23 protein-coding genes are annotated in these 23,508 nt (G+C 35.0%); 13 read left to right on the forward strand and 10 right to left on the reverse strand.

The annotated features are described in order from the left end of the window. Window positions 1–237: 237 nt before the first annotated feature. Both dnaG and rpsU read right to left on the reverse strand, forming a co-directional pair. The gene (gene dnaG / locus FcAc13_RS01705; RefSeq protein ID WP_187754828.1) at window positions 238–2,025 is read right to left on the reverse strand and encodes a DNA primase; all 1,788 of its coding nucleotides are present in this window, start codon (window positions 2,023–2,025) and stop codon (window positions 238–240) included. A 100-nt stretch (window positions 2,026–2,125) separates the two neighbouring features. Continuing rightward, the gene (rpsU, locus tag FcAc13_RS01710; RefSeq protein WP_039103609.1) at window positions 2,126–2,341 is read right to left on the reverse strand and encodes a 30S ribosomal protein S21; all 216 of its coding nucleotides are present in this window, start codon (window positions 2,339–2,341) and stop codon (window positions 2,126–2,128) included. Window positions 2,342–2,780: 439 nt separating this feature from the next. On the opposite strand from rpsU, the gene hemB reads away from it, so the two are divergent. Next, the gene (gene hemB, locus FcAc13_RS01715; RefSeq protein WP_187754474.1) at window positions 2,781–3,788 is read left to right on the forward strand and encodes a porphobilinogen synthase; all 1,008 of its coding nucleotides are present in this window, start codon (window positions 2,781–2,783) and stop codon (window positions 3,786–3,788) included. Between the two features lie 68 nt (window positions 3,789–3,856). On the opposite strand, the gene ybaK is transcribed toward hemB, so the two are convergent. The 4 genes from ybaK to glyQ all read right to left on the reverse strand — a co-directional run bounded on the left by ybaK (window position 3,857) and on the right by glyQ (window position 8,377). Continuing rightward, window positions 3,857–4,342 (reverse strand): Cys-tRNA(Pro) deacylase, encoded by a 486-nt coding sequence (gene ybaK, locus FcAc13_RS01720; RefSeq protein WP_187754475.1) that lies wholly within the window; start codon window positions 4,340–4,342, stop codon window positions 3,857–3,859. Beyond that, the gene (locus tag FcAc13_RS01725; protein ID WP_187754476.1) at window positions 4,326–5,156 is read right to left on the reverse strand and encodes a YciC family protein; all 831 of its coding nucleotides are present in this window, start codon (window positions 5,154–5,156) and stop codon (window positions 4,326–4,328) included. The genes ybaK and FcAc13_RS01725 overlap by 17 nt, the downstream gene beginning before the upstream one ends. 203 nt (window positions 5,157–5,359) lie before the next feature. Beyond that, window positions 5,360–7,432 carry a glycine--tRNA ligase subunit beta gene (glyS, locus tag FcAc13_RS01730; protein ID WP_187754829.1) on the reverse strand — a complete coding sequence of 691 codons (2,073 nt, stop codon included), beginning with the start codon at window positions 7,430–7,432 and terminating at the stop codon, window positions 5,360–5,362. A gap of 9 nt (window positions 7,433–7,441) precedes the next feature. Then, window positions 7,442–8,377, reverse strand: coding sequence for a glycine--tRNA ligase subunit alpha (gene glyQ / locus FcAc13_RS01735; RefSeq protein WP_187754477.1), 936 nt, complete (start codon window positions 8,375–8,377; stop codon window positions 7,442–7,444). A gap of 135 nt (window positions 8,378–8,512) precedes the next feature. On the opposite strand from glyQ, the gene FcAc13_RS01740 reads away from it, so the two are divergent. The 3 genes from FcAc13_RS01740 (at window position 8,513) to FcAc13_RS01750 (ending at window position 10,601) form a co-directional block, all read left to right on the forward strand. Beyond that, window positions 8,513–9,082: a DNA-3-methyladenine glycosylase I gene (locus tag FcAc13_RS01740; protein ID WP_187754478.1), complete on the forward strand. Its 570-nt coding sequence runs from the start codon at window positions 8,513–8,515 to the stop codon at window positions 9,080–9,082. Between the two features lie 9 nt (window positions 9,083–9,091). Next, window positions 9,092–9,517, forward strand: coding sequence for a MerR family transcriptional regulator (locus FcAc13_RS01745; RefSeq protein ID WP_187754479.1), 426 nt, complete (start codon window positions 9,092–9,094; stop codon window positions 9,515–9,517). Window positions 9,518–9,644: 127 nt separating this feature from the next. After that, window positions 9,645–10,601 (forward strand): hypothetical protein, encoded by a 957-nt coding sequence (locus tag FcAc13_RS01750; RefSeq protein WP_187754480.1) that lies wholly within the window; start codon window positions 9,645–9,647, stop codon window positions 10,599–10,601. Window positions 10,602–10,832: 231 nt separating this feature from the next. Here FcAc13_RS01750 and FcAc13_RS01755 read toward each other — a convergent pair whose 3' ends face one another. Then, window positions 10,833–12,179 carry an MFS transporter gene (locus tag FcAc13_RS01755; protein WP_187754481.1) on the reverse strand — a complete coding sequence of 449 codons (1,347 nt, stop codon included), beginning with the start codon at window positions 12,177–12,179 and terminating at the stop codon, window positions 10,833–10,835. 302 nt (window positions 12,180–12,481) lie between these two features. On the opposite strand from FcAc13_RS01755, the gene mnmE reads away from it, so the two are divergent. From mnmE to FcAc13_RS01775, 4 genes are all read left to right on the forward strand, one after another. Beyond that, window positions 12,482–13,843: a tRNA uridine-5-carboxymethylaminomethyl(34) synthesis GTPase MnmE gene (gene mnmE, locus FcAc13_RS01760; protein ID WP_187754482.1), complete on the forward strand. Its 1,362-nt coding sequence runs from the start codon at window positions 12,482–12,484 to the stop codon at window positions 13,841–13,843. A 120-nt stretch (window positions 13,844–13,963) separates the two neighbouring features. Next, complete coding sequence (locus tag FcAc13_RS01765) at window positions 13,964–14,899, forward strand: ABC transporter ATP-binding protein (protein WP_187754483.1); 936 nt, start codon at window positions 13,964–13,966, stop codon at window positions 14,897–14,899. Next, window positions 14,892–15,662: an ABC transporter permease gene (locus FcAc13_RS01770; protein ID WP_187754484.1), complete on the forward strand. Its 771-nt coding sequence runs from the start codon at window positions 14,892–14,894 to the stop codon at window positions 15,660–15,662. The genes FcAc13_RS01765 and FcAc13_RS01770 overlap by 8 nt, the downstream gene beginning before the upstream one ends. A gap of 41 nt (window positions 15,663–15,703) precedes the next feature. Beyond that, window positions 15,704–16,240 carry a ClbS/DfsB family four-helix bundle protein gene (locus FcAc13_RS01775; RefSeq protein ID WP_187754485.1) on the forward strand — a complete coding sequence of 179 codons (537 nt, stop codon included), beginning with the start codon at window positions 15,704–15,706 and terminating at the stop codon, window positions 16,238–16,240. An 18-nt stretch (window positions 16,241–16,258) separates the two neighbouring features. Here the strand turns inward: FcAc13_RS01775 and pth are convergent, their stop codons facing one another. The 3 genes from pth to mnmC2 form a co-directional block, all read right to left on the reverse strand. Next, window positions 16,259–16,843 carry an aminoacyl-tRNA hydrolase gene (pth, locus tag FcAc13_RS01780; protein WP_187754486.1) on the reverse strand — a complete coding sequence of 195 codons (585 nt, stop codon included), beginning with the start codon at window positions 16,841–16,843 and terminating at the stop codon, window positions 16,259–16,261. A 59-nt stretch (window positions 16,844–16,902) separates the two neighbouring features. Then, window positions 16,903–17,850 carry a ribose-phosphate diphosphokinase gene (locus FcAc13_RS01785; protein ID WP_187754487.1) on the reverse strand — a complete coding sequence of 316 codons (948 nt, stop codon included), beginning with the start codon at window positions 17,848–17,850 and terminating at the stop codon, window positions 16,903–16,905. A 170-nt stretch (window positions 17,851–18,020) separates the two neighbouring features. After that, on the reverse strand, window positions 18,021–18,731 hold the full coding sequence (mnmC2, locus tag FcAc13_RS01790) for a tRNA (5-methylaminomethyl-2-thiouridine)(34)-methyltransferase MnmC2 (RefSeq protein ID WP_187754488.1): 711 nt from the start codon (window positions 18,729–18,731) through the stop codon (window positions 18,021–18,023). Between the two features lie 119 nt (window positions 18,732–18,850). Here mnmC2 and FcAc13_RS01795 point away from each other — a divergent pair, with 119 nt between their 5' ends. The 5 genes from FcAc13_RS01795 to rfaC all read left to right on the forward strand — a co-directional run bounded on the left by FcAc13_RS01795 (window position 18,851) and on the right by rfaC (window position 23,456). Next, entirely contained in the window at window positions 18,851–19,597 is a 747-nt protein-coding gene (locus FcAc13_RS01795) for a 1-acylglycerol-3-phosphate O-acyltransferase (protein ID WP_187754489.1), read from the forward strand. A 12-nt stretch (window positions 19,598–19,609) separates the two neighbouring features. Then, window positions 19,610–20,371: a methyltransferase domain-containing protein gene (locus tag FcAc13_RS01800; RefSeq protein ID WP_187754490.1), complete on the forward strand. Its 762-nt coding sequence runs from the start codon at window positions 19,610–19,612 to the stop codon at window positions 20,369–20,371. A gap of 97 nt (window positions 20,372–20,468) precedes the next feature. Further along, window positions 20,469–21,401, forward strand: coding sequence for an ADP-glyceromanno-heptose 6-epimerase (rfaD, locus tag FcAc13_RS01805; RefSeq protein ID WP_187754491.1), 933 nt, complete (start codon window positions 20,469–20,471; stop codon window positions 21,399–21,401). Window positions 21,402–21,422: 21 nt separating this feature from the next. Then, on the forward strand, window positions 21,423–22,484 hold the full coding sequence (gene rfaF, locus FcAc13_RS01810) for an ADP-heptose--LPS heptosyltransferase RfaF (RefSeq protein WP_187754492.1): 1,062 nt from the start codon (window positions 21,423–21,425) through the stop codon (window positions 22,482–22,484). Further along, window positions 22,485–23,456: a lipopolysaccharide heptosyltransferase RfaC gene (rfaC, locus tag FcAc13_RS01815; protein WP_187754493.1), complete on the forward strand. Its 972-nt coding sequence runs from the start codon at window positions 22,485–22,487 to the stop codon at window positions 23,454–23,456. Window positions 23,457–23,508 lie beyond the last annotated feature (52 nt).

A 23,508-nucleotide genomic window follows, 5' to 3' on the forward strand; every position in this document is an offset into this window, starting at 1 on the left:
AAAATCATCGTTACCCAGACTAAATACTTTCCAGATTTCGCTGATAGCATTGAATTGAGCACTATAAGTATAGTGAGGGCGAATCATTTATGTTGCCATTAATTTTTTCAATGAAACCAAAGCGATAAACCATAAAAGTATATTGCTTCAAATTATTACTTTAAATTTATGCGCTATAATTAATATAACATTATAGCTGCTCCAATATTGGTAATTAAATTACTGTTTTATATATATTTAGTCTTTTTTTGATAAAACAAGTATTAATGTTGCTAGTTCTTTTTTTTCCGCTTCAGTTAATTTAGATATTCTGTCTTTAGCTATAAGCTCATCTCTTTTTTGGCTCAATATATTATCATACAACTCTTTCAATGTATGAGAAAAAATCTCGCTTATTTCCTCATCAGGATATTTATGTTCCCAAGAGGATAAGATATTTAATTGCTTATAAACTGGCGTATCTGCGTATTTTGCCAAAATTTGCGCAGTTGTTATATGTGCATAATGGTGGCAGAGATCCAATAATTCAAGGAACAAATCAATACCGGCTAATTTTACGCTTCTTAAGGCCTTAACATCAGTAATCAAATTAGCTAATTCAGGATTTTGTATTAATAAGCCGATCAAAATCCGCATCGTTGTTAATTTCATTTGTAACACAGGCACTTTGTTTTTCGTTGCTGGTAATGAGTCGGTTACTTCATGCTGTTGTAATAACTTATCAATTTGGCTAACATCCAGATAGCCAAGATAGTCACCTAATTGTTGTTTAAGATTGAGACTAAAAGATTGCGCTTTTATTTGCGCAATCAATGGCAAAGCGAGAGAACTTAATTTTGCCCGACCTTCAGATGTTTTTAAATCAACTTGTTTAACCAGTTCTTCAAATAAAAAGTTAGATAAAGGCACCCCCTGAGCTAAACGAGTCTCAAAGGCAATTTTACCTTCTTTACGAATTAATGTGTCAGGATCTTCGTTTTCTGGCAAAAAAACAAATTTAATTTGTTTGCTATCAAGCAAGGTAGGTAATAAGACATTTAAAGCTCGCCATGCTGCCCGACGTCCGGCCTCATCGCCATCAAAACAAAAAATCACGTTATCAGTAGCTCTAAACAATAATTTTATATGTTCTTCTGTCGTTGCTGTGCCTAAAGCTGCAACAGCATAGTGAATACCAAATTGCGCTACCGAAACCACATCCATATATCCTTCAACCACCAATAATTGTTCTGGATTACGATTAATTTGCAATGCTTCGTACAAACCATATAGTTGGTAACCTTTATGAAAAATATTGGTTTCTGGAGAGTTAATATATTTAGCTGAATCTGTGCTACTAATCGTTCGGCCTCCAAATGCAATTACGTTACCTTGTCTATCGCGAATTGGAAACATGATACGATTACGGAAGCGATCATATTGTTTGCCATTGTCATTGGTGACTAGCATACCAGCTTGATCATAGAGTTTGCGATCTCTTGCCGTTTGAGCAACGCTAGTGGCTGTTTGGTGCCACTCATCGGGCGCGTAGCCGATTTTATAATGTTCTATGACTTGAGAATCTAACCCACGTTGCATAAGATAATCTCGTGCTTTTTGGGCTGCTGGTATATTCAATTGTGTTTGGTAAAAATTAGCTAATTGGTCCATGAGTTGATAGAGATCACGGCGAGTATTTTGACCACTAATTTGAGTTTTACTTTTATTCTGGTTTGGTGAGGAATCAATATAAGGAACGGTAATACCTTGTAAGCTAGCTAATTCTTCAATGGTTTCTGGAAATGAAAGTCGATCATATTGCATAATAAAATCAATTGCATAACCACCAGCACCGCAACCAAAACAATAATAAATTTGTTTTTTCTCACTAACAGAAAAAGAAGGCGTCTTTTCATTATGGAATGGGCAATTTCCCCAATAATCTTTTCCTCGTTTTTTGAGTTTGATTCTATTACCTATAACATCAACAATATTGGTGCGTGCAACAAGATCAACAATAAAATCCTGAGGAATATGTTTCATAATATGATTCTATCCGCTAAAGACAACAAACCGCACATATTGTACGGTTCATTATATATTAGATACTATATGAATTATATAGTGTTTTCGATAGACTAACTAATTAGTGTAAACGAATACGACGTGCATTTTCTCTTTCAAGTTTTTTTGCGTGGCGTTTTACAGCAGCAGCTTTAGCGCGTTTACGAATAGTAGTTGGTTTCTCATAAAACTCACGATTACGAACTTCAGCTAGAATTCCTGCTTTTTCGCAAGAACGTTTAAAACGACGTAACGCAACATCAAAAGGTTCATTTTCACGTACTTTAATTACTGGCATGTGCCTCTCACCTCAAAATTAATTGAATTTACCAGCCATGACCATATAAATTGGCTAGTGTTAAAAATTAGTGCTGAATTGTACTGCTAATAGCTACTGTTTGTAAAGCATTTTATCGGATTTAATTTTAAGCAATTTGTAATTTATGTTATTAATAGATGTCATCTATTTATGTATTAATAAAATCCATTATTGTCGAATAAAAATTCGATATAGTTGTAAACTAAATAAGTTTGTTAATTTAATTGAATTTTAGCATCGGTTATATAGTTATTTGATAAGTTTTAATTATGACTAAATTAATTCGGTTAAACTTATCAACCGATAGACGATCAGTGAAATTTATTTGATTATAATTAGCTAGCGTCAGATAATAGCCAAAATTTAGTTTTAATTACAATTAATCATTATTTTCTATTGATTGTTAGGAGTGTTTGTTATGATACCGCTGATTGCTGGACAATTTCCTCAGCGTCGATTACGCCGTTTGCGTGCTCATGATTTTAGCCGTCGTTTAGTGGCCGAAAATCACTTAACCGTTGATGATCTGATTTATCCGGTTTTTGTTGTAGAAGGTAAAAATATTGTGCAGCCAGTTGCATCTATGCCTGATGTTAATCGTATGAGTATCGATGTGTTATTAAAAGAAGCAGAACACATTGCTAAGTTAGGTATTCCTGTTTTATCACTTTTTCCTGCCGTTGAATTTGAAAAGAAAACATTATTAGCAGAAGAAGCGTTTAATCCAGATGGGTTGGTGCCCCGTACGATTCGCGCATTAAAAAAAGAATTTCCTGAATTAGGTATTTTAACTGATGTCGCCTTAGATCCTTATACAACACATGGACAGGATGGTATCATTGACACACAAGGATATGTGCAAAATGACATCACGGTTAAGGCATTAATAAAGCAAGCGATAACTCAAGCTGAAGCTGGCGCTGATATTATTGCACCGAGTGATATGATGGATGGGAGAATTGGAAGTATTCGCTGTGAATTAGAGCAACAAGGTTTTAGCAATACCCAAATTATGGCCTATTCAGCAAAATATGCATCGAGTTTTTATGGACCATTTCGTGATGCGGTTGGCTCTGCTGCTCATATAAAGGGTGGAAATAAGAAAACTTATCAACTTGATCCAGCGAATAGTGATGAAGCATTACATGAAGTTTATCAAGATTTGCAGGAAGGCGCGGATATGGTTATGGTTAAACCGGGTATGCCTTATTTGGATCTGGTACGACGAGTGAAAGAGACTTTTGCCGTGCCTACTTTTGCTTATCAAGTTTCCGGGGAGTATGCTATGTTGCAAGCGGCGATCCAAAATGGATGGTTACAAGATGTAGTTATTATGGAATCATTACTCTGTTTTAAACGTGCTGGAGCCGATGGTATATTAACCTATTTTGCAAAAACAATAGCGCAACGCTTACAGTCATATTAGTTATTTTTTTATGTATCCTTTGTTTATTTGCAAAGGATGCATTAATTTAAAACATTAAATTTAGTTTATTAACCAACAATATCCTGCAATTGTGCGTGAATAATTTTGGCCAAATCATGTGGTGCTATTTCAATTTCTAGCCCACGACGTCCACCTGAAATAAAGATAGTATTAAATTGGTTAGCACTCTGGTCAATTAAAGTGGGTAGCATTTTTTTTTGTCCTATGGGACTAATGCCACCAACTAAATAACCAGTGATTTTTTCTGCTAAATTCGCATCAGCTAAATCGATTTTCTTGCAATTAAAAGCTCTTGCGGCTTTTTTAAGATTTAGATGACAGTCAACCGGGACAATACAAACTGCTAAATCTTTATTACTACTATTTATGCTAACAACGAGAGTTTTAAACACTTGCTTAGCAGTGATACTTAAGTTTGGATCAAGTTTTGCTACTGCTTCTTTGCCAAATTGTATTTCATTTGTATCATGCTGATAATGATGAACATGAAACGGGATATTTAATTTTTTTAATATATTAATGGCGGGTGTCATAAGGTGAAACCTGTTGTGTTAATAGATAAAGACGATATATACAACAAAGAGATGTAAATACTAATAGATTTTCAGCGATAGTGTTGAAGAAAATCACTATCATGCTATTACCCATAAGATTAAAAAAGGTATTTAACGCCATGGTAGCGAGTAACCAAAATAGAAATATCATTAAAATAAGCTGAGTTTGTTGTTTAATAAATAATAATGTATTTTTTAAGGATGCAAGAAATTTTCCTGATGAGCGAGCATCAATAATAACAGCAGTGAACACAACATAAGTGAGCATATAAATTACGATAGCAAGCAAAAATAAAATAGGGGCTAAAGGTTTAATGATTAATAATATTGAAGATAGCAACATGAAATAGGGTATTGCACAAATAATGAATATTGCAATTTGTGGAATTAATCGCAAGCTATTAATAAACAAGCTTGACCCACAAAATTGGTTGACTGATAAAATGCGGATTAATGAGCCAATGCAACTTAGGGTTATTATGTTATTAATAAACAATACTAGGCAAATTTTAAATACGTAGTTTAAAAGGTAGCTAGTAAATTGTTGTTTTTCTATATCGGGAAGCTGTGATATGGTTTGCATAATATTGTCAAGCGAAGCTGCATCTGTTTTCTGTGCATTTATTTGATTAATGATTGCTTCAAATTGATTATTGATTTCAATTGTAGGTAGAAAAAGATAGTTAAATAACTGTGTCAATAGAGATACTGTAACAATAACAAAAATAATAATCATAAAATTATTTTTAAAAAAGTTTTTTGTATCTGTCATAAGTGAAGTAAACGTTGGCAAAATATACCCCTTGATGTTTACAAATTAGATTAATAAGTTTTTAAATGAACAATGGTAAAAGTTTGAATTTTACCATTGTTAGTGTCAAAGTTATTTATGACATTGATTATTAATACTAATCTTAAAATAAAAAATAATAAACTATCGATAGTATAATACTAATCATTATGCATAATCGTGTTGATATTGTGGGTACAATCTAATTATGCTTGTAATAATGAAATATCTGCAATTTTTAAGAATAAACTCTGTAGTTTTGATAATAATGCTAAACGATTTAATTTCACTTGTTCATTATCAGTCATGACCATTACCGAAGTAAAAAAGTTGTCCACAGGTTCTTTCAAAGCAGCGAGTTCAACTAATGCTTCTTGATAGCGACCTTGATTAAAATAAGGCGCTAATTTATCCGTTAAGACGACAACATGTTTAGCTAATTCGCCTTCAGCGCCGGCTTCTAACAATGCTGCATTAATGTGTTCAGGTATGATCACTTGCGCTTTAGATAAAATATTGGAGACACGCTTATTTGCTTCAGCTAAAGATAGCGCAACAGGTAAAGTTCTGAAGTGATTTACTGCTTTTACACGTGCATCAAAATCAGCCGGTTTAGTTGGATTACGGGCTAATACTGATTGAATAATATCAATCGCAAATCCTTGTTCTTGATACCAAGCACGGAACCGGCCTTGCATAAAGTTAACAATATCATCGACGACATTTTGATTGGTTAATTTATCCCCATAAAGTAAGGTGGCATGACGCGCTAACACCATTAAATCTAGCGGTAGATTTTTTTCAACAATAATACGTAATACGCCGATAGCAGCTCGACGTAAAGCAAAAGGATCTTTATCGCCTTTAGGATGTTGGCCAATGCCAAATATTCCAGCTAAGGTATCCATTTTTTCAGCAATAGATACGGCACTAGCAACTAAAGAGCTTGGCAGTTCATCACCGGCAAAACGTGGTTTGTATTGTTCTTCAATAGCGATGGCAACGTCGCTATGTTCACCATCTTTGACCGCTAAATAACGACCAATGATGCCCTGAGTTTCAGGGAACTCAAAAACGGTATTTGTTACTAAATCACATTTAGCAAGTTTACCAGCACGTTCAGCATGTTTAACATCAGCATGGATTTGGTGAGCAATATAGCCCGCTAACGCTTCAAGGCGTAATGCTTTATCTTTAACTGTACCCAGTTGTTGTTGGAATAAAACCGTTTCTAAACGTTGTAAGCGTTTTTCTAAGGATTGTTTTAAATCGGTTTGATAGAAGAATTCTGCATCCGCTAAACGTGGACGTACCACTTTTTCATTACCGGAGATCACCACTTGTGGATCTTTTGATTCAATATTGGCAACAAAGATAAAATGAGGTAATAACCGATTTTCTTTATCGTATACTGGGAAGTACTTTTGATCACCTTTCATAGTGTAAACTAACGCTTCTGCTGGCACTTCAAGGAACTTTTCCTCAAATTTTGCTGTTAATACTACTGGCCATTCTACCAATGCGGTGACTTCTTCTAGCAGACTATCTGTCAAATCAGCCCGACCGTTTAGTTGAGCAGCGGCTTGCTCTGCTTGTTGCTTAATAATGGCTTTACGCTGCTGATAATCAGCAATGACTTTACCGCGCTCAGCCAAAATTTGTGGGTACTGATCAGCATTATCAATGCTAAATTCAGCTTCTCCCATAAAACGATGACCGCGAATAATGCGATCGGATTGAATATCTAAAATTGATCCCGGTACTAATTCATCACCATATAACATGGTAACGGTATGACTTGGGCGAATAAATTCTACTTGTTTAGCGGCCCAGCGCATTGGCTTAGGAATAGGTAATTTGCTCAGCGCAGCTTTAACTATATCACATAACAGATTAACAACCGGTTGACCAGGTTGATTTAGCGTATAAGCTAACCATTCACCTTTATCAGTTGTTACACGCTCTGCTTGATCAACTGTAATACCACAACCACGCGCCCACCCCTCAGCAGCTTTGGTCGGTTTGCCTTCTGCATCAAATGCAGCACTCACTGCCGGACCACGTTTAAATACTTGGCTATCAGGTTGGGTATCATCCAAATTTAGTACTTTTAACGCTAAGCGACGTGGTGAGGCGTACCAAAGTACTTCACCATGGCTTAAATTCGCATTATCTAATTGCTCAATAAAATTTGCCGCAAAACTTTCGGCTAATGTTCGCAGTGCTTTTGGTGGTAACTCTTCAGTACCAATTTCAACTAAAAATGTTTTTTGCATGATCGTGTCTCCTTACTTTGCAGTGATTGGCGTTGGTTGATTGTCGTTATGACACATCGGGAATCCTAACGCTTCACGCGACGCATAATAAGCTTCGGCGACCATTTTAGTTAACGTTCTGATTCTTAAAATATAACGTTGACGTTCTGTAACAGAAATGGCTTTACGTGCATCAAGTAAATTAAAACAATGTGCAGCTTTTAAAATGCGTTCATAAGCCGGTAATGGCAACGGTTTTTCTAGTTCTAATAAGTAACGTGCTTCTTGTTCATGTTGATCAAAGCAATAAAATAAGAAATCCGTGTTAGCATACTCAAAGTTATAAGTAGATTGTTCAACTTCATTTTGATGGAAAACATCGCCATAAGTTGTTTTACCAAAGGCTCCATCACTCCAAACAAGATCATAAACACTATCAACTCCTTGAATATACATCGCTAAACGTTCAAGTCCGTAGGTGATCTCGCCGGTGACTGGCTTACACTCTAATCCTCCAACTTGCTGGAAATAAGTGAATTGAGTGACTTCCATACCATTTAGCCACACTTCCCAACCTAATCCCCAAGCGCCAAGGGTTGGATTTTCCCAGTTGTCTTCCACAAAGCGAATATCATTAATAGTAGGATCAAGACCAAGTTGTTTGAGAGAACCTAAATAAAGTTCCTGAATGTTTTCTGGTGATGGTTTTAAGATAACCTGAAATTGATAATAATGTTGTAACCGATTTGGATTTTCACCATAACGACCATCGGTCGGGCGACGAGAAGGTTGCACATAAGCAGCATTAATCGGTTCTGGTCCGAGCGCACGAAGGCAAGTCATTGGGTGCGATGTTCCAGCACCTACTTCCATATCTAAAGGTTGAATAATTGTACAACCTTGGTTTGCCCAATAATCCTGTAGCGTTAGGATTAATCCTTGAAAGGTTTTGACATTAAACTTTTGCATGATGTTATCTTTTTGAATTGTATGTGTTCAGAATAAATAATTGGCTATTTTATACTGTTTATTATTCATTGTGGAAGTGTTAATCTTAACAGATTGTAATTAAATTGAAAAAGCGACCTGGTAGGGGAGATATATTTGAACCAGAATCATATTCGTTGTGCTTGGGTAACGAACGATCCAATATATATTCATTATCATGATTATGAATGGGGACAACCCCAATATGATAGTCTGAAGTTATTTGAAAAAATATGTTTAGAAGGGCAACAGGCGGGTTTATCTTGGATTACTGTTCTTAAAAAGCGCGATGAATATCGCCGTTGTTTTTTTAATTTTGATCCGCATAAAATTATCAATATGACTCAAAATGATATTGAAAAGTTAATACAAAACCCTGGTCTTATTCGGCATCGTTTGAAACTTAATGCCATTATTAAAAATGCACAAGCTTATCTAGTGATGCAGAATAACGGTGAAGATTTTGGGAAATTTATTTGGTCGTTTGTAGATGGTAAACCTATAATTAATGCTTATCAGAATATTCATGAAATTCCAACCCGTACTGTGATTTCACGCCAAATGTCTATCGCATTAAAGAAAAAAGGGTTTGTTTTTGTGGGCGAAACCATTTGTTATGCTTTTATGCAATCAATGGGGTTGGTTAATGATCACTTAGTAGATTGTTATTATCGTTGTTTTAAGTAATGGAATAAAATGAAAATTAATGAATTGGCAAAAGTAGTTGGTTGTTCAACTGAAACAATACGTTTTTATGAAAAAACAGGTTTACTTTTTCGGCCAGAACGAGGTGCAAACAATTACCGTATTTATCATAAGAAGCATCTTGAACGCTTATTATTTATTCGTAATTGTCGGGCGCTTGAAATGAGCCACGATGAAATAAAAACATTAATCACTATTATGGTAAATCCAAACAATCAGGCGGAACATGATAATGCCCATCAGTTATTGCAAGCCCATTTACAACATATTGATGAACGGATAGAAGAATTAACCAATTTACGTCAGCAACTAATGAAATTACAAAATCATTGCCATTCTTCCAATCAATCATGTGGTATTTTGCAAGAGCTAACAGAAATGTCAGTGACTGTAAAATCGACTAAAAACCATCTATAATCTCTTTTTTCTATGGATTAAAACTTAATTAAATGTAAAAATAGACTTCGTAGGAATGATCTTTCTTTTTAAAAAGAAAAAAATAATTTAAAAAACAAAAATAATTTTAAAATGCGAAGTTAATAAGATGAAAAAAAATAATACTAATTATAAAATCATAACAGGCTGTATCACTGATCTCCAAATATTTAATACTGAAGATGAATTTATCGATGCTCACAAACAGTCAGGGCTAACTGAAATTGATTTATCGAATATTGGTGAGTTAAAACGAGTTAGGACGGATGATATAAAATTTAGGCAGAATCTGTCAGAAAACGATGATCCTAAATTGGGATTAGTTCAATTTTTCAGTTGTAAAATAGGAACTAATGTGGTTGAAGGTGTCTTCTCACGTATCATATTTAATGAAGGTGACCATGTCGAGATAGTTGCTGAATCTATGGGGGATGGTAGCTATTTTGCCTTCGCATTACATCGCACATCAGATCGCTATTTATTTCTACATCCTTATACGGATAAGGGAACCAGAGCGTACCTAAATTTTGGACCAAGTCAAAATAAAATAATTTTTGCGCTTAGTTGTATTGGAATTTTAGGATTATTTATATTAATTTATTTTTTTAGTATTTCTGAATTACCCTCTTTTAGCGTAGAAATGATCTTTATTTTGTGCTGTCTATCAATTTTGCTATGTCCCAGTTATATTGTGCTTTTAAAATATAAAAATTTAGGTTCAAAAATAGCTGATAAAATATTTAGAACATTAGGGTATCAAAAACCTAGGCACATTGATATTCAATTAGAAGTGAATAAATTTAATGATAAAATGTTAGAATCATTTGCCGCTTTTGGTTATTTCAAAGCGCAAGAGGGGGAAAGCGTTTTGCAATTTAATGATTTCTTGGAATTTTATGAAGAGTTTGAACGTGAAGATGATACGGAAGATGATATTTATTTTAAAAAATATTTTATTGATAAATTCAAAATAAAAGGACTTAATTGGTTTTATGTTAAACTCGATCCGTTAACAGTTCCAAAAGAAGTTGAGATTATTAATACTCAAACAGATCAAATTGATTAAGAGCAATAATGATTAAATAATAGGCAGACATTATAAATCGTTTTATTTGTGTTCGTCTAAATCTGGTCATTATTAATGATAATTGGAATAAAATGCCAAGATAGAGATAGGGAATCTTGTCTCGATATCAAAACAAAGCTTCAATGCAACCTAAAATTAATTTAACTCCAATATATAAGATTGAGTCATATGATTAAGATGCCAAATAACTCAATCTAAGGTTAATATCATTTATTTACTGACTGGTTGCCAACCTTGTTGGGCTAAGGAAACAAAACCAACCACAACACCAAGTAAAGCAACAAATGCTATATAAACACCAGCTCCTATGTAAGCATAATGACCCAATAAATGGTTAGGATTAAGTAGGTACAGCGTTAATGTAGGTGTAATCGCACTAAATAATGCGTAAGCTAAGTTATATGCAAATGATAATCCAGAGTAACGAATTGAAGGGGGGAATGCCCGAGTACCGACAATTGGTAAGGTGGCAATCGCTCCGGTAAATAACCCAAAAATTGCACAATGGATATAAAGTGCGGTTAAACTCATATCAAGACTTAGCGTAGCATAAAAATAGATGCTGGTTATAGCAAGACCTCCCCAGGCGATAATCATATTTCGCTTAGTGCCAATTTTATCTTCTAACCAACCAAAGAATATGCACCCTAGTGTTAGCATTAAAGCAACAACACAACCGGCTACTCGACAGTCAATTGATGGTAAATGGTACATGCCACCAAGAATCTTTCCTGGTGTAATCAATACACCCACCATAACCGTAGTTGAAAGTGACCAGGTTAATATTGCGACTAAAAGGCAGGCAAATTGATGGTTTTTTATAACGGAAATTACCGGGATGTTTTTCTCTAATGCTTTACGTGATGCCAGTTCTTTAAAAATGGGTGTTTCTGATAAAAAACGACGTAAATAAACAGAAATAATGCCAAATATTCCACCAATAATAAACGGAATACGCCATGCATAGTTTAGTATATCCACTTTAGTAAAGAGCATATCAATGATGATTGTAATTAGAAAACCTAATAATATACCGCCGGTAATGCCCGACGTTAGGGTACCAATACCAAAACCATAACGTTGTTTTGGCGTATGTTCGGCAATAAATACCCAAGCCCCAGGCATTTCACCGCCAATTGCTGCACCTTGTAACATACGCATAACCAGTAATAGGATTGGTGCCAACATACCAATACTATTATAGGTAGGTAAAATACCAATAATAAATGTCGGTAACGCCATAAGCGCAACACTTAAAGTAAACATCTGTTTACGACCAACTTTGTCGCCAAAGTGCGCCATTATAATACCACCAATTGGTCTAACTAAATAACCGGCGGCGAAAATACCCCATGCAAAAAGTTCTTTAGTAAATAAACTAAGCGAATCAGGGAAAAAAAGTGGCGCGACGATAAGATCGACATAGAGTGCATAAATGACAAAATCATAAAATTCAAGTGTGCCACCTAATGATGACAAAATAAGTGTTTTAATGTCTTTTGGGTTTAATGGACGAGCTTCAGGTCGTCCTTCGGCAGTGATATCTGAATGACTCATGAAAATACCTTATTAATATTATTAAATTAGTGGGTTAGTTCTACATTGCACTGTGTATTAATCTAAATTCATCAAATCTTTGGTTAAAGTATTAGCATAAATAACGACAGATATAATGTGATAAAATTTCGAAAATTTATCTTAAATAAAACGATAAGATATTCAATTATGCCATAAAAATAAACAGTTGCCAGAAAAATTGATGAATATTGTCGTCAGTTAATGGCATGTAACTGGTTTTAAAAAAAAGGGTATTAATGTTATGATTAGCTTAATTTTTAGATAGGTTAGAAATGTTATAAATGAATTTAGATACAATTATTGCTCAGGCAACAGCACCAGGTCGTGGTGGTGTTGGTATTTTAAGAATATCTGGTCGTCAAGCACAAACCGTCGCGCATGCTGTTTTGGGTAGATTACCCAAACCTCGTTATGCTGAATACTTGTCATTCTATGATGAAAATGGGCAAGTCATCGATCAAGGTATTGCACTTTTTTTTCCTAACCCACATTCATTTACTGGGGAAGATGTTTTAGAACTGCAAGGACATGGCGGTCCGGTTATTTTAGATTTATTAATCAAACGTATTTTATCTATCCCATCAGTTCGAATTGCCAGACCAGGCGAATTTTCACAGCGCGCATTTTTAAATGATAAACTTGATTTAGCACAAGCTGAAGCGATTGCCGATTTAATTGATGCCAGTTCAGAACAAGCCGCTAAATCTGCTATTTCTTCTTTGCAAGGTGTATTTTCGAATAAAATCAATGAGTTAGTTAACTTGTTGATTAATTTGCGTATTTTTGTTGAAGCTGCAATTGATTTTCCAGAGGAAGAGATAGATTTTTTATCCGATGGTAAAATTGAAGCACAGTTGAAGGATGTTATTGCGCAGTTAGATGCTGTAAGACGTGAAGCCAAACACGGTTCATTATTGCGCGAAGGAATGAAAGTAGTAATTGCTGGTCGACCAAATGCCGGTAAATCCAGTTTGCTTAATGCCTTAGCTGGGCGCAATGCGGCAATTGTTACTGATATTGCCGGTACCACGCGAGATGTTTTACGTGAACATATTCATATTGATGGTATGCCACTACATATTATTGATACAGCCGGGTTACGAGAAGCGAGTGATGAGGTTGAACGTATCGGCATTGAAAGAGCATGGAATGAGATAAAACATGCTGATCGTGTTTTATTTATGGTTGATGGTACGACGACGGATGAAATTAATCCAGAAAAATTATGGCCAACGTTTATGCAACGTTTACCAAGTCATATTCCGGTTACCATCATTCGTAATAAAGCAGATTTAACGGGTGAAACATTGGGCTATAGTGAAGTAGATCAATATGCACTAATACGGCTTTCTGCTCGAACCGGTCAAGGTATTGATTCGTTGAGAGAACATTTAAAACAATCAATGGGCTTTTCAACCACGACTGAAGGCGGTTTTTTAGCCCGAAGACGTCATTTACAAGCGCTGGAAAATGCTGCTAAGCATCTTGACGCTGGTTTAGAACAATTAATAGTATTTCATGCAGGTGAATTATTGGCTGAAGAACTGCGTCTAGCACAAGAATCACTGAGCGAAATTACTGGTACTTTTACTTCAGATGATCTACTCGGTAAGATCTTTGGTTCGTTTTGTATTGGTAAGTGATTATTTTTATTAATAAATTTGTTATTACGGTTATTTTCCTCATATCATGGGGGTTATCTGAATCAGTATTAAATTGAGATAATTTATTGTGTTAATAATCTTTTAATTTTGGGAAACGTTATGTCATCGGGGTTAGCACTGGAGTTAGTGGGTCTTAAAAAAATCTACAAAAATGGGGTTGTAGCATTAAAAGGTATTGATCTACAAGTTAAAGCAGGTGATTTTTATGCATTACTTGGTCCAAATGGTGCAGGTAAATCAACTACCATTGGCATTATTAGTTCGTTAGTCACCAAAACATCAGGTCAGGTAAAAATTTTTGGTTATGATTTAGATCATGATGTTGTCAATGCAAAGCGTCAACTTGGTCTAGTGCCGCAAGAATTTAATTTTAATCCCTTCGAAACGGTGTTTCAGATTGTTGCAAATCAAGGTGGATATTACGGTTTGCCTCGTAAAGTGGCAATACAAAGAGCTGAAAGATATCTGCGTATTCTTGATTTGTGGGAAAAACGTAATAGTCGAGCCAGAGCACTATCTGGTGGAATGAAACGGAGATTAATGATTGCCAGGGCATTAGTTCATGAACCAAAATTATTAATTCTTGATGAGCCAACTGCTGGAGTTGATATTGAACTACGTCGTTCAATGTGGGAATTTTTGCGAAAAATCAATCAACAGGGTATTACTATTATTCTCACGACACATTATTTGGAAGAAGCTGAAATGTTATGTCGTCATATAGGTATCATTCAACACGGCACTTTAATTGCCAATACCTCAATGAAGCAATTACTAGCGAATTCTAAATCTGAAACGTTAATCTTTGAGTATTTACCTATTGAGAAACAACCACAATTACCGGGTTATCAATATAAAATCACTGAACCAGGTTCCCTCGAAGTGGTGATTAGTAAGGAACAAGGGTTGAATCAGTTATTTAGTTTATTGTTGGAACAAAAAATTACAGTGATGAGTATGCACAATAAATCGAATCGTTTAGAAGAATTATTTATTGACTTGGTGAGTCAACCGCAAGGTGGTAATTATGTTTAACTTATACTGGATTGCTTTAAAAAGTATTTGGCGTAAAGAAGTTACACGTTTTTTGCGTATTTGGGTACAAACGTTAATTCCTCCAGTTGTAACGATGTCGCTGTACTTTATTATTTTTGGCAATTTAATTGGCGCTCGAGTCGGGCAGATGGGCGGTTTTAGTTATATGCATTTTATTGTACCGGGATTGATTATGATGTCGGTCATTACTAACTCTTATACTAATGTGTGTTCATCATTTTTTAGCGCTAAATTCCAACATAATATTGAAGAACTATTGGTTGCGCCTGTTCCAACGCATATTATTATTTGGGGATATGTGGGAGGCGGTGTTGCTCGGGGTATATGTACTGGGGCTTTGGTCACAGTTGTATCTATGTTATTTGTAACATATGATGTCCATTCCTGGTTGATTGTGGTGATAACGTTGCTGTTAACCTCTATTTTATTCTCATTAGCTGGATTACTAAATGCTGTGTATGCAAAGTCATTCGATGATATCAGTATCATTCCTACTTTTGTTTTAACACCATTGACCTATTTAGGTGGTGTATTTTATTCATTAATATTATTACCAGAATTTTGGCAATGGGTATCTAAATTAAATCCGATTGTCTATATGATTAATGGTTTTCGCTACGGATTTTTAGGGATTTCTGATGTGCCATTAATAGTTACCTTTGCTATGTTATTCTTGTTTGTCGTTGTGTTATATGCTATAACTTGGAAAATTATTGAATCTGGACGCGGTTTACGTAACTAGTTTTTATACATTAAAAAGGCTGTTTTAGGAGGCATATCATAATGATGAAAGAAATCAGTAAACAATTATTATTGCAGGAAATTCGTCGTACCGCTCAGTTATTTATTAACGAGTTTGATAATATCCAAGAAAATGACAAAGATCGTTTTTTTGCCGGTGTTGACAAAACACCGGCACAGATGATTGCTTATCAACTAGGTTGGCTTAAATTAGTCAAATCATGGGATGATACGGAAGTAAGAGGTGATGTGCCAATCCTGCCTGCTGCAGGTTATAAATGGAATAGACTTGGAGCGCTTTATCAATCATTCTATGACAATTATCAATCTTATAGCTTAGCAAAACTTATTCAAACATTTGAGCAAGAACTTACTATTTGGTGTCAGTGGGTAGAATCGTTAAGTGATGATGTGTTATTTATTAAAGATAAAAGGAATTGGACTAAACCTTATCCTGAAAATTGGACAGTGGCGCGTTTTATTCAGATTAATTCTATTGCACCATTTAAGTCATTTAGAACCAAAATTAGAAAATGGAAAAAGCTAAATGATGCCACCGTAGCTGATAGCATAGTATGATTAAGATAGTGCCATTGTTTAAGCTTTGAAGGCATGCAATCGATTCATTGCTGCTTCAGTACCTTGTTTGACTAAGATTTCTGTGCATTGTACTGATTCATCAATGGCGCGATCGATAAGATCTTGTTCGGGTTTGGATGGTTTATTTAATACAAAACTCACCACTTTACTTTTATCACCTGGGTGACCAATACCAATTCTGAGACGATAAAAATTAGGATTGTTGCCTAATTTATTGATAATGTCTTTTAAACCATTATGACCACCATGACCACCCCCCAGTTTCAATTTTGCTACACCAGGATTAAGATCAAGTTCATCATGAGCAACCAGAATTTCTTCCGGCTTAATTTGATAAAATGTTGCCATAGCTTGTACAGCTTTACCACTTAAATTCATATAAGTTGTCGGGACAAGAAAACGAATGTCCTGACCTTGAATGTTAACTCTGGCTGTATAACCGAAAAATTTGCTTTCATTTTTGAGGGACTGGTTATAACGTTGTACAAGTTGCTCAATATACCATGCACCTGCATTGTGGCGGGTTGCTGCATATTCAGCACCAGGATTAGCAAGACCTACGATAAGTTTAATGGTAGACATATTCGAATTAAAAGCAGTTTAAAACCAATAAAACATTGGCTTTAAACCTGCGCTAAGCATTAGTAATGGAACATTGCAGAGATAGATTCTTCATTGCTGATTCGTCTTATTGCTTCTGCAAGCATTCCGGATAAGGTTAATTGGCGAACATTCTCAAGCGCCTTAACTTCTGCAGTTAATGGAATCGTATCACATACGACGATCTCATCAATCTTCGAGTTTTTAATATTCTCAACGGCTTTACCAGAGAAGATGGGGTGAGTTGCATAGGCAAATACTCGTTTAGCTCCACGAGCTTTTAAAGCTTCAGCTGCTTTACATAGTGTACCAGCAGTATCAATCATGTCATCAACCAAAATACAATCACGATCTGAAACATCCCCAATAATGTTCATGACTTCAGCTTCATTGGCGCGCTGACGACGTTTATCAATAATGGCCATGTCAGTATCATTAAGTAGTTTTGCAATTGCTCGAGCACGTACTACACCACCAATATCAGGAGAAACCACAATTGGGCGTTCAAATTCTCTTTGTAGCATATCTTCAAGTATTACAGGGCTACCAAATACATTATCAACTGGGACATCAAAGAAACCTTGTATTTGTTCAGCATGTAAATCAACCGTTAAAACTCTATCTACTCCAACGGTAGAAAGAAAATCAGCTACCACTTTGGCTGTAATTGGTACACGCGCCGAACGGACACGACGATCTTGTCGAGCATAACCAAAATAAGGAATAACCGCTGTAATCCGACCTGCTGAAGCACGGCGCATTGCATCGATCATAACCAGTAGTTCCATTAAATTATCATTGGTTGGAGCACATGTAGATTGAATAATAAAAACATCCTCACCTCGAACATTTTCATTAATTTGAACATTCACCTCACCATCACTAAAACGACTTACAATGATATCGCCAAGTGATGTATAAAGACGATTTGCTATATGTTTTGCTAGTTCAGGAGTTGCATTCCCAGCAAAAAGCTTCATGTCAGGCACGAGTAAACCTCAGGATTGTATAATGATTACTTAGTTGTAATCGGTTAAATCGGGAGCTTAATTATATAATTATTTGGGCATGATGCTCAACTAGATTGTCTAAATTTATCGCAATGTTATGATTTATTTAAATAAAATTTAATAATTGTGATCTTTAAGATAAAGGATATTTAAAATTCTCTTAAGCCGATTAACATTTCTCGCTTTTTGCCATAGCCTTTAATCTTCTTAATGGTAAATCCAGCATTGATTAGATTCCGTCTTACCTGACCAGATGCGGTAAATGTGGCGAACGTTCCTCCCAGTTGGGTTAGTGGAAAGAGTTGTTTAAATAGTGATTCTGACCACATAGCAGGATTTTTGTTAGGCGAAAATCCATCGAAAAACCAAGCATCAATCAGTACATTGTGTTTGTTTAAGAAATGTGCATACTGGTCAATATCATCAAATAAAAGATGTAATTTAATAGTATCAAATTGGTGAATAGGTGTGGGCCAAAATTGTTGTAGTTTTCCAGCTAGTATATTAAGAGTGTTATCACAAATAATTTGCTGATGGATTTTACGCATGTCCAAGAGGGATAAAGGATATTTTTCAATGCTATAAAAATGTATCTGTTTTAAAATATGATTTGGATAATGTTGTTTAAATTGTAAAAATTGTTGCCACAATACCAAGAAGTTTAACCCAGAACCAAACCCTGTTTCAGCCACAGTAAAAATAGGTTGATCAAATTCGATGAAGCGTTGCATCAATTGATTGCCTTTGATAAAAACATAGTCAGTTTCTGCAATAGCGTTATCGTTGTTAAAATAGATATCATTAAAGTGGATGGACACAGGGGTATTATTTATATTCCAAAAAATATTTTGATTATTCATAACAATTTTTATTCAATTTAGACATGCAAATCTCATAATAAACAATAGGGTAATTGATTTACGTGCATCTATAAGTGTGATGAGTATATAATAATTCACGATAATTCGAGAGGTAAATTATGATTTTTCTGTTGAGGCTTGTTGCAGTTGTTGCTTTAGGGCTGCTAATTTGTATTTTTGGTATTCTATTTTGTTTATTTAACCCACGTAATCCAACTAATGTCGCACGGTTTGCCCATATTTTTGGTGTGGTATTAACGCCATTATTTGGTATTAAAGTAATTACTCGACAATCTAAAGCAGTTAAAAATTTAGGAAGTAGCGTCTATATTGCTAATCATCAAAATAATTTCGATGTTTTAGCAGCAGGGGATGTTGTCCAATATAAAACGGTAACTGTCGGCAAAAAAAGTTTAGCGTGGATTCCTTTCTTCGGACAATTATATTATTTAACCGGGAATATTTTGCTCGATCGTGATAACAAATCCAAAGCACGTGATACATTATCTCAAATTGTCGACATAATGAATAAAAAAGATATTTCAATCTGGATGTTTCCAGAAGGTACACGTAGTCGTGGACGAGGGTTATTGCCTTTTAAGACTGGAGCATTTAGAACAGCGATTGCTGCAAAAGTCCCTATTATCCCGATTTGTATTTCAGATACGACAAAGATTAAATTAAATCGTTGGAATAATGGTTATATCATTGTTGAAATGATGGATCCTATTGAAACGAAAGAGTTGACAAAAGAAGATGTTAAAGGATTAATGGATCATTGTTATCAAATCATGGCGGATAAAATACAGCAATTAAATGATGAAGTTAAGCAATTAAACCAAAAAAAGTTCAAAGATAATATATAAAAGAAAATACTCATGGATACAGATCGTAATTTTGATGATATTACTGATAAATTTGCCCAAAACATTTATGGTACAACTAAAGGCAAAATTCGAGAGATCATTGTTTGGCAAGATATTGAAAAAATATTAGCCCTTTTTCCTAAACAACAAAAACTCACTATTTTAGATGCTGGAGGAGGGCAAGGTCAAATTGCTTGTAAATTAGCTAAATTGGGACATGATGTGACGATTTGTGATATTTCAGCACAAATGCTTGAAGTCGCAAAAAATCATGCTCAAACACAATTTGTTACCCTTAATTATCTTAATAAGGCAATTCAGGATTTACCGGCAGAATTTGCGCAATCTTATGATATTGTGATTTGTCATGCTGTATTAGAATGGGTAAATAACGGTAAAGGTTTAATTTATGCATTAAAACAGCTACTTAAGCCATCGGGATTTTTATCATTAATGTTTTATAATTTACATGGACTGTTATTTAGAACAGTGACATTAGGTAATTTTGGTTACGTGCAAATGGGATTAAATAAGCGCAAAAAGAAAACGCTATCGCCTGATTATCCAAGAAATCCTGATGAGGTTTATCAGTGGTTAAGTGAATTTAGTCTACGAATTCTTGAAAAAACAGGTATTCGGGTTTTTCATGATTATATGCTTGATAAATCGAAACAACAAAATCGCTTTAATGAACTTTTGGAATTAGAAAAAAAATTCTGTCGGCAAGAACCATATTTACAGCTGGCGAGATATATCCATGTTATAGCACAGTAAAGTTAAATAATGTAGAACGTTAAATAACTTAATAGATTATGCAAAATACTCATTAGTCGCTATTATATTAATAATTTTTTTATATAAGGTAATCATTATGATCGTAGTAACGGGCGGAGCAGGTTTTATTGGCAGTAATATTATTAAAGGGTTAAATGCACTTGGTCGAACTGATATTTTAGTCGTTGATGATTTAACTGATGGCACTAAATTCGTCAATTTGGTTGATTTAGATATTGCTGATTATATGGATAAAGATGAATTTATAGGTTTAATTGTAAGTGGTGAAGATTTAAATATTGACGTCGTTTTTCACCAAGGGGCTTGTTCATCAACCACCGAATGGAATGGTAAATTTATGATGGAAAATAATTATAATTATTCCAAAGATTTGCTGCATTACTGTTTGGATAATCGAATTCCATTTTTGTATGCCTCTTCAGCTGCCACTTACGGTGGATGTAATGATAATTTCGTTGAAGATAGACAGTTTGAAAAACCGTTAAATGTTTATGGGTATTCGAAATTTTTGTTTGATCAATATGTTAGAACGATTCTACCAAAGGCAAAATCACAGGTTTGTGGTTTCCGATACTTTAATGTTTATGGACCACGTGAACAACACAAAGGGAATATGGCAAGCGTGGCATTCCATTTAGATAGTCAATTAAAGAAAGGTGAAACACCAAAATTATTTGAAGGTAGTGAAAATTTTAAACGTGACTTTATTTATGTCGAAGATGTGGTCGCCGTTAACCTTTGGTTTTGGCAGCATAATAAATCAGGGATCTTTAACTGTGGTACTGGACATGCAGAATCTTTCCAAGCAGTTGCGGATGCTGTGTTAAATTATCATGAAAGTCAAGTTATTGAATACATCCCTTTTCCTGAGCATTTAAAAGGTCGTTATCAAACTTTTACACAAGCTGATTTAACTAAATTCAGAGCAACCGGTTGCCCAATTGAATTCAAAACAGTGGCAGAAGGTACTGCAGAGTATATGCAATGGTTAAATAATTATATAGATTAATTGAGTCTACAGAGTAAATTGATGAAAACCTTAATTATTGGACCTTCATGGGTGGGTGACATGATGATGTCACAAAGCCTTTATCGTACCTTGAAAGTACGTTGTCCGGAAATCGAAATAGATGTTATGGCACCAGCGTGGTGCCGACCACTATTAAATAAAATGCCAGAAGTTAATCAAACCATTGCCATGCCAATAGGACATGGAGAATTGGCTTTAAAACAGCGTTATCAATTAGGTAAATCTTTGCGAGATCAACATTATGATCAAGCGATTGTATTACCAAATTCGTTAAAATCAGCGTTAATTCCATTTTTTGCCGGAATTGCCAAACGTACGGGGTGGAAAGGGGAAATGCGCTATGGTTTACTTAATGATATACGTTCATTAAATAAACAAGCTTTTCCTTTAATGGTTGAACGTTATATCGCTTTAGCATATCCCAAAAAAGATATAAAACGCGCTTGTGATTTACCACAGCCACTGCTTTATCCAAAATTATCAGTAGAATTGTCAGATATTCTCGTTACACAACAAGCATTTAATATCAGTAATCAAATGCCTTTAATTGGTTTTTGTCCGGGTGCCGAATTTGGTCCAGCAAAGCGTTGGCCTGATTATCATTATGCCGCTTTAGCTGATATGTTAGTTCAACAAGGCGCTAAAATAGTGATTTTTGGTTCTGAAAAAGATAAACAAGTCGGAGATGCTATTATTCGGCAAATGACATATTCTAAATCATGTATTAATTTAGCTGGCTCAACAACGCTTGAGCAAGCAGTTAATCTAATTGCTGGTTGTAAAGCGATAATCACTAATGATTCAGGGTTGATGCATATTGCGGCTGCATTAAATAGACCTCTTGTGGCTCTTTATGGTCCAAGTAGCCCTGATTTTACTCCCCCTTTATCTGATAAAGTGGCGATAATTCGATTAATTACAGGTTATCACAAAATTCGTAGAGGGGATGCGCAAGAAGGATATCATCAAAGTTTGATTGATATTCAACCACAACAGGTATTTGAGTCATTGATGCAATTATTAGCTAAATTTACTGAATCGTCGACTATACAGGAATCATAAATGGTGAAACGTGTTTTAATCGTTAAAACATCGTCTATGGGTGATGTTTTGCACACTTTGCCTGCTTTGACAGATGCAAGCAATCTTATTCCTGGTATTAGATTTGATTGGGTTGTCGAAGAGAATTTTGCACAAATCCCCAGTTGGCATTTTGCAGTGGATCATGTAATTCCCGTAGCAATTAGAAGATGGCGAAAAGCATGGTTTACTCGAGATATAAGGGCGGAAAGACAACAGTTTTATGAACACCTTAGCCAAAATACCTATGATGTAGTGATTGATGCTCAGGGATTAATAAAAAGTGCTTTTTTAATTACGCGTAAAGCAAACGGGATTAAGCATGGGTTAGATCGAAAAAGTGCACGTGAACCGATAGCAAGTTGGTTTTATGATGTAAAACATGCAGTAGCTAAAAATTTACATGCAGTCGAACGCGTCAGGTTACTTTTTGCACAAAGTTTAGGTTATCAATTGACTAATGATAAAGGAGATTATGCGATTGCTCAGCATTTTCTTAACAATTTACCATTAGATAATCAACAATATTTGGTGTTTTTACACTCTACAACCCGTGATGATAAACATTGGACAGAGGAACGGTGGCGTGATTTAATTAAATTGGTTGCTGCAGATGGTTATAAGATTAAGTTACCATGGGGAAGTGAACCAGAATATCAACGTTCATTACGTCTGGCTGAAGGATTTTCGAATGTTGAAGTACTGCCAAAGCTCACACTAGCTGAAGTTGCCAATGTATTAGCTGGAGCAAAGGTAGTGGTATCAGTTGATACCGGATTAAGTCATTTAACAGCAGCTTTAGATAGACCGAATGTGACGTTATATGGTCCAACGGATCCTAAATTAATTGGTGGATATGGCAAAAATCAATATTGTGTTATTTCAAATGATCAACAAATGAAAACTATTTTAGCTGACAATATTTATAACAGAATTAGAGCATTGATTACTTAATATTGTTAGAAATCTTAAAATTAGATATAAAAAATCCCGATAACCTAAAAAG

The organism is Frischella japonica, from assembly GCF_014489845.1.
In the GTDB taxonomy this organism is placed as follows: domain Bacteria; phylum Pseudomonadota; class Gammaproteobacteria; order Enterobacterales; family Orbaceae; genus Frischella; species Frischella japonica.